Origin of the sequence: uncultured Ruegeria sp. (assembly GCF_947497005.1) — a bacterium.
GTDB lineage: Bacteria > Pseudomonadota > Alphaproteobacteria > Rhodobacterales > Rhodobacteraceae > Ruegeria.
Genome location: NZ_CANMFF010000001.1, coordinates 267,936 through 280,841, shown reverse-complemented (window position 1 = coordinate 280,841; position 12,906 = coordinate 267,936). Strand labels below are relative to the sequence as shown.

The window sequence follows — 12,906 nt, the reverse complement described above, 5'->3', positions numbered from 1 at the left end:
ATCAGCGGTTGAAAGGGAAAACTTGAGATGCCCGTCAAAAACAGACTAGCGGAAATGCATGGCGATATTACCAAGTGGCGTCGCCATCTGCATGCGCATCCTGAACTTTTGTATGACGTGCAAGAAACCGCTGCATTTGTCGTCGAACGCCTCAAGGAATTTGACGTTGATGAGATCACGCCGGGAATTGGCAAAACGGGTGTCGTGGCCGTTATCCGGGGGCGGCAAGACACAACTGGCCGTGTGATTGGTTTGCGTGCCGACATGGACGCCTTGCCGATTGAAGAGGCGACTGGGGTGGATTATGCGTCGATCGTATCGGGAAAGATGCATGCCTGTGGACATGACGGGCACACGTCCATGCTTTTGGGGGCGGCGCAATACCTGGCCGAGACCCGCAATTTCGATGGCTCTGTAGTTCTGATCTTTCAGCCCGCCGAAGAAGGTGGCGCAGGTGGTCTGGCTATGTGTCAGGACGGCCTGATGGAGCGTTGGGGCATTCACGAAGTCTATGGCATGCACAACATGCCCGGGCTGCCGGTGGGAGAGTTCGCAATTCGACCTGGCGCCTTACTGGCCTCGTCCGACGAGTTTGAAATCACAATCACCGGAAAGGGCGGGCACGCCGCCGCGCCACATGACGCGGTGGATACCACGCTGGTGGCCTCGCATATCGTTGTTGCCCTGCAATCCGTGGTGTCCCGTACGGTTGACCCAATCAAACGTGTCGTACTCACTGTGGGCACGTTCGTGACGGACAGTGTTGCGTCAAACGTGATTGCGCATACGGTTCGGTTGCAGGGAACCGTGCGTACGCTTGATACCGAATACCGCGCGATAGCAGAAGAGCGCGTGCGCCGGATCGCCGAGGATACGGCCTCGGCCTTTGGAGCCAAGGCGGAGGTTGTCTGGACGCCAGGGTATCCTGTGACGGTTAATTCGGATGCAGAAACGGCGTATGCCGCCGAGGCGGCAGAGGCGGTTGCGGGTAAGGTCAACGACGGCACTGACCCCATCATGCCTTCGGAAGATTTCGCCTACATGCTTGAAGAACGGCCCGGAGCTTACATCTTTATCGGGAACGGGGACACCGCCATGTGCCATCACCCGGAATACAACTTCGACGACGATGCGATACCCGCCGGCTGCAGCTGGTTTGCCGAGATTGTGGAACGACGATTGCCCGTCGCATAAAACAAGGAGAATGCCATGCCGATCAAAAACCGCCTCGCAGAGATGCACGATGAGATCACAGGTTGGCGGCGTGACTTTCACCAACACCCGGAAATTCTGTACGATACCCACCGCACCAGCGCGCTGGTGGCTGAAAAGCTGAAGGAATTCGGCTGTGACGAGGTGGTGACAGGTATCGGCCGCACGGGTGTGGTTGGTGTCATCCGCGGCAAGACCGATACTCAAGGCCGAGCAATAGGCCTGCGGGCTGACATGGATGCGCTGCCGATGCAGGAGCAGACCGGGCTGGACTATGCTTCGGCTACACCAGATGCGATGCATGCCTGCGGGCATGACGGGCATACAGCGATGGTCTTGGGTGCGGCAAAATACCTGACCGAAACCCGGAATTTCGATGGCGCGGCGGTGGTTATCTTCCAACCTGCCGAAGAGGGTGGGAATGGCGCCGAAGCCATGTGCAAAGACGGTCTGATGGATCGGTTTGGGATCCAGGAAGTTTACGCCATGCATAACGTGCCGGGTGTTCAAACCGGGCAATTCGCCATCCGCTCGGGCCCGTTACTGGCGGCGGCGGACGAGTTTGACATTCATCTCGAGGGGCGCGGTGGCCACGCGGCAAAACCGCATGAGACGATCGATACGACGGTCATGCTGTCTCAGCTTATCGTGGCTTTGCAGACGATCGTTTCGCGCAATGCGGATCCGATCCTGCAAGCCGTGCTGTCGGTGACTTCGGTCGAGACGTCTTCGAAAGCGTTCAACGTGATCCCGCAATCGGCGCAGGTACGCGGCACGGTCCGGACCCATTCCAACGACATGCGTGACCTGATCGAACAGCGCCTCAAGGACGTTGCCGACGGGATCGCCAAAACGTTTGGTGGCTCGGTGAAGGTCAATTACACGCGCGGGGTACCGGTGACGATCAATGCTGAAGCTCAGACGCGATTTGCTGAAGAAGCCGCAGTCTCGGTTGGCGGCAGCTGTCTTGAGGCACCATTGGTAATGGGGGGCGAGGATTTCTCGTTCATGCTGGAAGAGCGGCCCGGAGCTTTCATCGTTCTGGGCAACGGCGACAGTGCCGGATTGCACCACCCCGAATACAATTTCAACGACGAGATCATCCCGATTGGGTGCTCGTGGTTTGCAGAAATGATCGAGCGCCGGATGCCGGCGGCTTGAACTGAATTAGGAGAGAGAAGACATGCCAGTCAAAAACCGCTTTGCCGAATTGCAGGATGAGATCACCGTCTGGCGACGGGATCTGCACGAAAACCCGGAGATTCTTTTTGAAACCCACCGCACGAGTGCAGTGGTAGCTGACAAACTGAAAGAGTTCGGCTGTGACGAGGTTGTCACCGGTATTGGGCGCACCGGTGTCGTTGGAGTGATTAAGGGCAAGTCGGACAGCAAGGGCAAGGTTATCGGTCTGCGGGCGGATATGGATGCGTTGCCGATTCTTGAGGCGACAGGGCTGAATTATGCCTCGAAAACGCCGGGCGCGATGCATGCCTGTGGTCATGATGGGCATACTGCGATGCTGTTGGGCGCGGCGAAATATCTGTCCGAAACCCGCAATTTCGATGGCACCGTTGTTGTGATCTTTCAGCCTGCTGAAGAGGGCGGCGGTGGTGGTCGCGAAATGTGCGAAGATGGCATGATGGACCGCTGGAACATTCAGGAAGTCTACGGCATGCATAATTGGCCGGGCCAGCCAGTCGGCAAGTTCGCGATCCGTCCGGGTTCGTTCTTTGCGGCGACCGATCAGTTCGATATCACATTCGAAGGGCGTGGCGGCCATGCCGCCAAGCCGCATGAGACCGTAGACACGACCGTTTTGGCAGCGCAGGCCGTTTTGGCACTGCAAACCATTTCTTCGCGCAATGCTGATCCGATTGATCAGGTCGTGGTTTCGGTGACCTCGTTTGAGACGTCGTCGAAAGCCTTCAACGTGATCCCGCAGACCGTTCAAATCAAAGGGACTGTACGGACGATGAGCAAGGATATGCGTGATCTGGCTGAAAAGCGGATCAACGAGATCTGCAATGGGGTTGCCGCCACGTTCGGGGGCACAGCGGACGTAACCTATATTCGGGGTTATCCGGTGATGGTGAACAGCGATGACCAGACAGAATTTGCGGCGGATGTTGCCCGGTCGGTATCGGGGGATTGTGATGAGGCGCCTCTGGTTATGGGTGGTGAGGATTTCGCCTTCATGCTGGAGGAACGTCCGGGAGCGTATATTCTGGTGGGCAATGGTGACACAGCCATGGTGCATCACCCGGAATACAATTTTAACGACGAAGCTATTCCGGCCGGGTGCAGCTGGTGGGCCGAGATTGTCGAGCAGCGGATGCCGGCTGCCTGAGGGAAGGGTGGGGGCTCTGCCCCCATACCCCCGAGGTATTTTTGGCCAGATGACGAGGGATCCCGCACTTTCAGGTCAGGTCAAGCGCTGTGCAAAGCGTGTCGATGACCGTGTCCAGAGCGTCTTTTTGCGTGTTTACGCAGGATTTGGCGGCATCGCGAGCCTGGGACAGGGCCCTGTCATCTGCTAGCCAGAGCTCGACTGCCGCAGCGAGATCCCGTGTCGTTTGAACCTCAAGAGCTCCGCCTGATGTGATCAATGGGACGAATGTTTCGGCAAAGTTGAAGTAACCCGGGCCGGTTATTACTGCGGCACCGGCCTGCGCCGGTTCGAACGGATTGTGGCCACCGATCTTTTTCAGAGACCCGCCAAGGAACACGATGGGGCACAAGGCGTACCATGTACCCGTTTCGCCCAATGTGTCAGCGACATATACTTGGGTGTCGTTTTTGATCAGGGATTCTTCCGATCGGAACGAGGCGTTAAGATAGGAGCCATTCAGAAGTTTGGCGACGTCACCGCGTCGCTCCGGATGGCGCGGGATCAGCAGCAGAAGAAGATTCGGCCAACGTTTCAACAGCAAGTTGTGGGCTGCTAAAACGCTTTCTTCTTCACCTGCGTGGGTCGAACTGGCGATCCAGACGGGTCTTTGATCGATCTGTGTACGTATATCTTCGAGCGTGTTTTGATCCACAGGAAGAGGATCGGACATAGCCTTTAGGTTGGTGCCCGGCTGCACTCGGTCCGCAGGTGCCCCCATAGCCTTAAGATCGGTTGCGGTTTTATTGTTTTGGGTCAGAAACAGACGAAACTTTTCAAGTATAAATCGCGCAGTCCTGGGACGTTTTTTCCAACCGTCGACGGATTTGTCCGACAGTCGGGCATTCAGAAGAGCCAGTGGAATGTCGCGGTTTGCGCTTTCCACAACCAGCCGTGGCCAGATCTCGCTTTCGACGAAAATTCCGCCATCTGGTTGCCAATGGTTCAGAAAGCGTCGGACCGGGCTTGCAATGTCGAGCGGCGGGTATTGATGTCGCGCGCGCGGCGGCAGGCGTTTCTCGATCAGAGCCGCTGAGGTCGGGGTGCCGGAGGTGATCAGAAATTCGGTCTCGGGCAGGTGGTTTGCCAACCGTTTGATCAGGCTGAGGACGGAAAGGCTTTCTCCAACGCTGGCGGCGTGGAACCAGATCAACCGCCCTTTAGGGCGGGGCAGGCTGGCATAGCCCAGGCGTTCCTGTTGGCGTTCGACTGGTATGTCTGCTGCCTCAAGTTTTTTCCGGACGGTTCTCCAGACTAAAGGTGCGGCAAGGGACGTGAGGGCGCAGTACATGTGGTACAGCGCTGTAGGGCGGTCGTTTTGATCCGGCATTTCAGCCGCCTGTGTGGCTCATATGGCGGCTCATTTGGCCATCGATTGCCTGCCGGGAATAATCGAAGTCATGCCCTTTGGGTTTGAGGGTGATGGCCGCGCGGATGGCATCCTCAAGCGGTTGTTCGGTATCGGGGTGATCGCGCAATGCACCGCGCAGATCGGCCATGTCTTCCTGACCAAGACACATGTAAAGCTCGCCGGTGCAGGTCAGGCGGACGCGGTTGCAGCTTTCGCAGAAATTATGCGACAGCGGTGTGATGAAGCCGATTTTCTGGCCTGTTTCCTCCAACCGGACATAGCGGGCCGGGCCACCGCTGCGTTCGGCCAGATCGGTGACAGAATAGTGGTTTTCGTATTCTTTCCGAACATCCTTGAGTGACCAATACTGGTCCAGGCGGTTTTCGTTGCCGATATCACCCATTGGCATGACCTCGATCCAGGTCAGATCCATGTCACGTTCAGCGCACCATTTCGTGATCTTCGGCAATTCAGGCTCATTGAATCCTTTCAGAGCAACCGCGTTGATCTTGATCCGCAAGCCAGCTTTTTGTGCGGCGTCAATTCCGTTCAATACCTGCTTCAGGCGACCCCAGCGCGTGACCTTGGCAAACTTGTCATCGTCCAATGTGTCCAGAGATACATTCACCCGCCGCACACCGGCAGCATACAGGTCTTCGGCGAAGCGATTCAGTTGCGACCCGTTGGTCGTCAACGTCAGTTCTTTCAGCACTCCACTGTCCAGATGACGGGTCATCGCATTGAAAAAGGTCATGATATTACGGCGCACCAGTGGTTCGCCACCCGTGATGCGCAGCTTTTCGACGCCCATGTTGACGAAGGTCGAACACATCCGGTCCAGTTCTTCCAGCGTCAGTAGGTCCTTCTTTGGCAGAAAGGTCATGTTCTCGGACATGCAATACACGCAACGGAAATCGCAGCGGTCCGTGACGGAGACGCGGAGATATGTGATGGCGCGGGCAAACGGGTCGATAAGCGGAGCTGTCATGCCGTTATAAGTAAAGCTGGAACCAGCCCGCGACAAGGGCGAACTGCGCTTTGCGCTGGAACAGATAGGCGCAGGGCTGTAGGTTTCGGGTATGAAGAAAATACTAATTTTACTATGTGTGCTAACGGCCGGGTGTGACGCTGTACGGTCGACAACAGACCGTGTGTTCGGTGGGCGCGACGCACCTGCTCAGGTCGCGCCCGAGGTTGAAGCGTCTACCGCTGTTGCCGAAGAAGTGCTGCAACCCGATCCAGTTGCCGCACGCCCAAGCTGGGTCGGGGCAAAAACCACCATTGCCGGGCTTGGAGATCCGACCACGCCGGGTCGCTGGATGCAGACACCGCTGGTTGACAGTGAGGTGACGGCACGGGTCGTTGTACCGAAAACCGGAGCACAGGCCTATATCACTCTGGTCCCGATATCTGGCCCGGAAAGCAGCGGCAGCCGCTTGTCTCTGGATGCGATGCGGGCCCTTTTGGTGCCCTTCGATGAACTAGTCGAGGTTGAGGTCTACGCTGACTGATTTTTCAGGTATTTGCCTGCTTCGCGGCGGGCAAAGGGTTTCATGGCATCGCCGTGTTTATCCAGAAACTCGATTACGCGATCCGGGTCATGTTTGGACAATTCCCGTAGCCACCAGGCGATGGATTTCTGAATGAACCAGTCACGGTCCGGAACATATCCGGCGGCCCAGCCAAGAATGCGATCTCGGCGGTGCAGGTCATCGGGCTTGGGGTGGTTCTGTTTGGTCCAGGGCAGGGTTGCGACGAGGGCCGCGCGCCGGGTCCACATTTGGTCTGATCTTGTCCAATGCTCGACCTCGTCAAGCCGTTTAGGGTCAGCAGAAAGCCGCTTTTGCATCGCCATGCAGGCGTGGTCGGCAACAGCCCAGGCATCGAAATCCGGTAACCAGCTTTGCAGCAATACCCAGACCGCTTCGTCGGGCCGGATGCGGGCCTGCGTCAAAAGCTTGGCTGCGGCAAGACGACCTTCGTGAATATCGGTTTTCCAAAGTTCGTCCGCCAGTGCGACTCGCGCAGGTACGTCCAGCTCCTGCCGCCACGCCTTTGTCAGGTCGTTGAGAATCGGGTTGGCGACGCCCAGATAGAGGCGATCTGCCTTGTGGTAACTGGCCATTTGGGTCGCCCGTTCGGGGTCACCATGCGCTTTGATCTGATCGAGATATCCGGTCAGCATGCGGATCAAAATGGAACGCCTGTTGGTTTCCCATCAATCGTCTGGCCGTTCCTTTCCATCCAATAGGAACGGATTTCCTCATCTGATTTTCCATCCACCCATTTCTGCATTGTGTCGCGGTCGGATTGGAATTCCATGAAAGGCACGGCATAGCCGCAGGAGGTTTGTACCATCTCGATCGACTGGTCATAGATTTGCCGTGCACTGCGGTGACTGGGGAAGAGACCGGCAAGGTCGTCCCAACCTTCGTTGCCAACATGCAGGCAACGCGCTGTGCCATAGGTGCGCAGAATCATCGGACGCGTTGTGAAAGAACACCACATCAGCGTCATCCGGTTGACCTGCAAAAGATGCCCCGCAGTTTCGTTGCCACTGCCAGTCAGGTTCATCCAGACAACGCGGTTTGGTCCCAGTACACGCAGCGAGTCCATTCCTTTTGGGGAAATATTGACCCGACCTTCGGTCCCGGCGGTGCCGACGAAGAACATATGCTGTTCTTCAATGAACTTTTGATGCGCATCATCAAGCTGCGGGAACTGCTTGGCCATAATTCACTCCACCGTTACCGACTTTGCCAGATTGCGCGGCTGATCCACATCCGTGCCCTTGGCAACAGCCGTGTGGTAGGCCAGCAGTTGCGCGGGAACCGAGTAGAGGATCGGTGCAAGGCTGGTGTGAACATGTGGCATGCGGATGGTGCTCCAGACACCGTCGCCGGCCTCGTCAATGCCATCATCATCAGAGACAAGGATCACTTTACCTTTCCGTGCCATCACTTCCTGCATGTTCGAGACGGTCTTGTCGAAAACCGTATCACGTGGTGCCATGACAACCACGGGCATATGCTTGTCGATCAGGGCGATAGGGCCGTGTTTCAACTCTCCCGACGCGTATCCTTCGGCGTGGATATAGCTGATTTCCTTGAGCTTCAGCGCGCCTTCCATTGCCAGCGGATACATCAGGCCACGGCCCAGAAACAGGACGTCGCGCGCCTCGGACAGGCGTTGGGCGGCCTTGCGGATCGCACGGTTCTGATCAAGTGCCGCGTTCAGCACCGTCGGCAAACCGCGCAGTGCCGCGGCATGATCCGCGATTTCTTCGTCCGTCAACGTGCCCCGATCGGCGGCGGCCTTCAGGGCCAGCATCAGCAGCACACTCAGTTGGCAAGTGAAAGCTTTGGTCGAAGCGACGCCGATTTCGACACCGGCATGGATCGGAAGGGCGATATCACTTTCCCGCGCAATCGAGCTTTCGGGGACATTGACGACCGAAACGATCTTGTCCGCCTTGTCCTCGCAATAGCGCAGCGCGGCCAGCGTGTCGGCGGTTTCACCGGACTGGCTGACGAAAAGGGCCAGTGTTCGATCCGTGATCGGAGGTTCGCGATAGCGGAATTCGCTGGCGATATCGACTTCAACGGGCATCTTCGCCAGTTGTTCAAACCAGTATTTCGCGGTCAGGCAGGCGTAGAACGCGGTACCGCAGGCCACCATGGTCAGGCGATCCAGCTTGCTGAAGTCCAGATTTGTGTCCGGCAACACAACACGGTCACCGCCGGTGGGCAGGTAGGACCGGATCGCCTCAGCCACGACGACGGGCTGTTCTGCGATTTCCTTGGCCATGAAGTGCTTGTGCTCGCCTTTGTCGGCGCGTGCATGATCCAGCTTGATCTTGCGCTTTTCCCGGTTGGCAAGCTCACCGGCCTCATTGCGGATTTCCAGCGAGGTGCGGGTAAGAACTGCGCGGTCGCCTTCCTCAAGATACGTGATCTGATTGGTCAGTGGCGCCAGCGCGATGGCGTCGGAACCGACATACATCTCACCATCCCCGTGGCCTATGGCCAGTGGCGAGCCCTTGCGGGCAGCAACAATCAGGTCGTCCTCACCATCAAACAGAAAGGCCAGCGCAAAGGCGCCTTCCAGTTGATCGATCGTCTTGAACGCAGCTTCAACAGGGGAAACGCCCGAGTTGAGGTGGTGTTCCGTCATCAGGGCAACAGTTTCCGTGTCTGTTTCGGTCTGGAAATCGACGCCATGTTCGGCCAGTTCGGCCCTCAGGTCGCGGTAGTTTTCGACAATGCCATTGTGCACCACAGCCACAGGGCCGGCCTTGTGCGGATGTGCATTGTTGACCGAAGGTGCGCCATGCGTGGCCCAACGGGTGTGGCCGATCCCTGATTTTCCAGGCAGAGGATCATGCACGAGAAGGTCGCTGAGATTGACCAGCTTGCCGACCGCGCGCCGTCGTCCCAATGCGCCGTCGTTGACGGTTGCAATCCCGGCGCTGTCATAGCCGCGATATTCCAGCCGTTTCAGGGCTTCTACCAGAATAGGGGCGGCCTCGTGCTGCCCCAGAACACCTACTATTCCACACATATCTCAGGCCTCTTTATCGCGGCGAGCCTTCTTCGCCTTCAACATATCAAACAATTTACGCGCATATCCGGGCTTGTTTTCCTGCTTGGCGCGGGCCACGGCCAATGCCTCGGGGTCCACATTCTTGGTTACGACAGTGCCGGTCGCGGTCATTGCACCGTCGCCCACTGTGACCGGTGCCACCAGCATTGTGTTGGAGCCGATAAAGACATTCTCGCCGATCGTGGTTTTATGCTTCATCACACCGTCATAGTTACAGGTGATCGTCCCCGCGCCGATGTTGGTCGCAGCGCCAACGGAAGCGTCACCGATATAGCTGAGGTGATTGACTTTCGCGCCCGCGGCGATTTCGGCATTCTTGATCTCGACAAAATTACCGACCCTCGTGTTTTCAGCCAGTTCGGCCCCGGGGCGCAGTCGGGCATAGGGGCCAACGACAGACCCTCGGCTTACATGGCACCCTTCCAGATGGGAAAAAGCCCTAATTGTAGTTCCGCTTTCAACCGTGACGCCCGGGCCGAACACCACGTTGGGCTCAATCACTGTATCGCGTCCAACGACCGTATCGGCGGCCAAATACACCGTCTCAGGGGCCATCAGAGTGACGCCCATGTCCAGAAGCTCGGCTCGGGCGCGCTCCTGAAATACAGCATCAGCGACCGCCAGATCAGCGCGAGAGTTTACACCCAGTGTCTGCGCTTCGTCGCAGGCGACAGCGGTCACGTTCAGTCCGCGATTGCGGGCAATTTCGACAACGTCGGTCAGATAATATTCACCCGAGGCGTTGTCGTTTCCAACCTCATCGATCAACGAGAACAGCAGTTGCGCGTCACAGGCCAAAAGCCCTGAGTTGCAGAAAGTTATGGCGCGTTCTTCGTTTGATGCGTCTTTAAACTCGACAATGCGTTCCAGCGCATCGCCATTCATGACCAACCGGCCATAGCGGGCTGGATCAGCGGCTTCAAACCCAAGAATGACAAGGTCATTCCCAGACCGTGCCTCGATCATCCGTTCCAGGGTTTCGGGCTGCAGAAAAGGAGTGTCGCCATAAAGAACAACCAAGTCGCCCTCGAAACCGTTCAGCGCGTTCCGGGCCTGATCGACAGCATGAGCCGTACCCAACTGGTCTTCCTGAACGGCGATCTGGACCTCTTCATCTTCGGCCTTAGCAATATTTGCCACAGCTTCGGACCCGTGGCCGGTGACGATCACCGTACGCTCGGGTGACAGGACAGATCCTGCGCGCATCGCGTGGACAAGCATCGGAGCCTGAGCGATAGGATGCAGGACTTTGGGAAGATCCGAATTCATCCTGGTGCCTTTCCCGGCGGCGAGGATGACAAGGGAATTGCTCATAAAATCGTTTTCTCTTTGTGTTTTGTTGCCGACCGTTTTATCCGCTGAGGGCAAAGGCGCAAGCCGTTCGGCCATCAAACAAGATTGCCGATTGAAACAGGACACGGCGAAAACCTGCCGAGCAAGGAAGCGAAATGCGCACAGTCATCTTCGATCTGGACGGCACTCTGGCGGATACGTCGGGCGATTTGCTGGCTGCTGCGAACCATTGTTTTCGCGACATGGGGCATGGGGATGTGTTGGTCCATGGGCCAGATTCCGGTGTGGCGCTGCGGGGTGGACGCATGATGTTGACCCACGGGCTGAAACGCGTCGGAGCTTATGATGAGGAAACCGTCCAGGCCTATTACCCGGTTCTGCTTGAGGCTTATGCGCAGGATATCGACACCCATACCAGTTTCTATCCCGGTGCGTTGCAGGCGGTCGAGGTGCTCAGCAATGCTGGTTACGGTGTCGGCATTTGCACCAACAAACCGGAACATTTGGCCGAATTGTTGCTGTCGCGCATGGGGGTACGGGATCGTTTCGCCTCTTTGGTCGGGGCCGATACGCTGCCGGTACGCAAACCTGACCCTGCGCCGCTGCGTGAAGCTGCGCGTCGTGCCGGGGGCGATCCAGAATGGTGCGTGCTGATTGGAGACTCGGATACCGACCGCAATACTGCCAAAGCAGCGGGGGTTCCCTCGGTTCTGGTGACCTTTGGGCCATCGGGGGATGACATGGCGGCATTGGAGCCCGAAGCCTTGTTGCATCACTTTGACGATTTACCCGGCCTCGTGCCCGATCTGATCGGTGCGGCGGCCTGAAACCTTGACCAGACCAGTTCGGAGCCCCAGAACAAGACCATGACCGAAATATTCTCTGGTAATTTCACGCAGCAGGAACCCCTTCCGGAAGACGCAATCGAGGCGGCACTGGCCGTTCTGCACCATGGGCGTCTGCATCGCTATAATGTCGCCCCCGGAGAATTAGGGGAAACGGCTCTGCTGGAGCAGGAATTCGCAGTACAGATGGGGGCCAAGTACTGTTTGGCAGTTTCGTCCGGCGGATATGCGCTTGCGACGGCCTTGCGCGCAGTCGGCGTTCAACCCGGCGACCCGGTTCTGACAAATGCCTTCACGCTGGCACCGGTGCCGGGGTCGATTGCCTCGGTAGGAGCGCGGGCGATTTTTGTCGGTGTAACTGACAACCTGACTATCGATCTGGAGGATCTGGAGCGCAAACTGGATCAGGCGCGTGTGCTGATGCTCAGTCATATGCGGGGGCATCTGTGTGATATGGACCGCTTGATGCAGATGTGTGACGCGGCCGGGGTGATCGTGATTGAAGATTGCGCGCATACGATGGGAGCAGCCTGGCGTGGTCAGTTGTCCGGGCGACAGGGCGCAATAGGCTGTTATTCCTGCCAGACTTACAAGCATGTCAACTCGGGTGAGGGCGGATTGCTGATCACCGATGACGAGAAGTTGGCCGCCAAAGCCACGATGCTGTCGGGGTCCTACATGCTGTACGAACGCCATTTAGCCGCGCCGGGGCCAGAAGTGTTCGAGCGGATCAAATACACGACGCCGAACGTCTCGGGCCGGATGGACAATCTGCGCGCGGCGATCCTGCGCCCGCAATTGCGGGATCTGGACCGGCAAGTGGACCGGTGGAACGAGCGCTACCGCGAGATTGAAGCCGGGTTGCGTGGCACTCCGGGTCTGACTGTTGTCGAGCGGCCCGAGGACGAAACCTATGTCGGGTCTTCGATTCAGTTCTTGTTGCTGGATTGGTCACCTGAACGGATCGCCGACGTCACCAGCCGTTGTGCGGCACGTGGGGTCGAGCTGAAGTGGTTCGGAGGGGCTGAGCCGACAGGGTTCACGTCGCGCTATGACAGCTGGCGATATTTCGAAAGCGAACGGATGCCTGAAAGTGACCGGGTTCTGGCGGGCGTTATGGATATGCGTGTTCCCCTGACATTTTCTCTGGAGGATTGCCGATTGATCGCCCGGATTATCCGGGCTGAAGTGAGTGCGATTTATCAATCGTGATCTTA

At 57.5% G+C, this 12,906-nt stretch carries 12 protein-coding genes; 6 read left to right on the top strand and 6 right to left on the bottom strand.

Annotated elements, in window-relative coordinates; translation table 11 throughout:
• Positions 1–27: 27 nt before the first annotated feature.
• From Q0816_RS01430 to Q0816_RS01420, 3 genes are read left to right on the top strand one after another with little or no spacing between them, the layout of a single operon-like run.
• On the top strand, positions 28–1,194 hold the full coding sequence (locus Q0816_RS01430; protein WP_298846725.1) for a M20 aminoacylase family protein: 1,167 nt from the start codon (positions 28–30) through the stop codon (positions 1,192–1,194).
• Between the two features lie 15 nt (positions 1,195–1,209).
• The gene (locus Q0816_RS01425; RefSeq protein ID WP_298846723.1) at positions 1,210–2,373 is read left to right on the top strand and encodes a M20 aminoacylase family protein; all 1,164 of its coding nucleotides are present in this window, start codon (positions 1,210–1,212) and stop codon (positions 2,371–2,373) included.
• A gap of 22 nt (positions 2,374–2,395) precedes the next feature.
• Complete coding sequence (locus Q0816_RS01420; protein WP_298846720.1) at positions 2,396–3,559, top strand: M20 aminoacylase family protein; 1,164 nt, start codon at positions 2,396–2,398, stop codon at positions 3,557–3,559.
• A 70-nt stretch (positions 3,560–3,629) separates the two neighbouring features.
• Here Q0816_RS01420 and Q0816_RS01415 read toward each other — a convergent pair whose 3' ends face one another.
• A complete protein-coding gene (locus Q0816_RS01415; RefSeq protein ID WP_298846718.1) occupies positions 3,630–4,928 on the bottom strand; it encodes a 3-deoxy-D-manno-octulosonic acid transferase in 1,299 nt (432 codons plus the stop codon).
• Between the two features lies 1 nt (position 4,929).
• Positions 4,930–5,937, bottom strand: a complete 1,008-nt coding sequence (gene moaA, locus Q0816_RS01410) for a GTP 3',8-cyclase MoaA (RefSeq protein WP_298847260.1) — start codon at positions 5,935–5,937, stop codon at positions 4,930–4,932.
• Between the two features lie 91 nt (positions 5,938–6,028).
• On the opposite strand from moaA, the gene Q0816_RS01405 reads away from it, so the two are divergent.
• Complete coding sequence (locus tag Q0816_RS01405; RefSeq protein ID WP_298846707.1) at positions 6,029–6,460, top strand: hypothetical protein; 432 nt, start codon at positions 6,029–6,031, stop codon at positions 6,458–6,460.
• Here Q0816_RS01405 and Q0816_RS01400 read toward each other — a convergent pair.
• The 4 genes from Q0816_RS01400 to glmU are packed head-to-tail and all read right to left on the bottom strand — an operon-like array spanning position 6,448 to position 10,865.
• Positions 6,448–7,134, bottom strand: a complete 687-nt coding sequence (locus tag Q0816_RS01400) for a DNA alkylation repair protein (protein ID WP_298847257.1) — start codon at positions 7,132–7,134, stop codon at positions 6,448–6,450. The genes Q0816_RS01405 and Q0816_RS01400 overlap by 13 nt on opposite strands.
• A gap of 5 nt (positions 7,135–7,139) precedes the next feature.
• Positions 7,140–7,682, bottom strand: coding sequence for a pyridoxamine 5'-phosphate oxidase family protein (locus Q0816_RS01395; protein WP_298846704.1), 543 nt, complete (start codon positions 7,680–7,682; stop codon positions 7,140–7,142).
• 3 nt (positions 7,683–7,685) lie between these two features.
• The gene (glmS, locus tag Q0816_RS01390) at positions 7,686–9,509 is read right to left on the bottom strand and encodes a glutamine--fructose-6-phosphate transaminase (isomerizing) (protein WP_298846701.1); all 1,824 of its coding nucleotides are present in this window, start codon (positions 9,507–9,509) and stop codon (positions 7,686–7,688) included.
• A 3-nt stretch (positions 9,510–9,512) separates the two neighbouring features.
• Positions 9,513–10,865, bottom strand: coding sequence for a bifunctional UDP-N-acetylglucosamine diphosphorylase/glucosamine-1-phosphate N-acetyltransferase GlmU (gene glmU / locus Q0816_RS01385; protein WP_298846698.1), 1,353 nt, complete (start codon positions 10,863–10,865; stop codon positions 9,513–9,515).
• 134 nt (positions 10,866–10,999) lie between these two features.
• Here glmU and Q0816_RS01380 point away from each other — a divergent pair, with 134 nt between their 5' ends.
• A complete protein-coding gene (locus Q0816_RS01380) occupies positions 11,000–11,671 on the top strand; it encodes an HAD-IA family hydrolase (RefSeq protein WP_298846695.1) in 672 nt (223 codons plus the stop codon).
• A 39-nt stretch (positions 11,672–11,710) separates the two neighbouring features.
• Entirely contained in the window at positions 11,711–12,901 is a 1,191-nt protein-coding gene (locus Q0816_RS01375; protein WP_298846690.1) for an aminotransferase class I/II-fold pyridoxal phosphate-dependent enzyme, read from the top strand.
• Positions 12,902–12,906 lie beyond the last annotated feature (5 nt).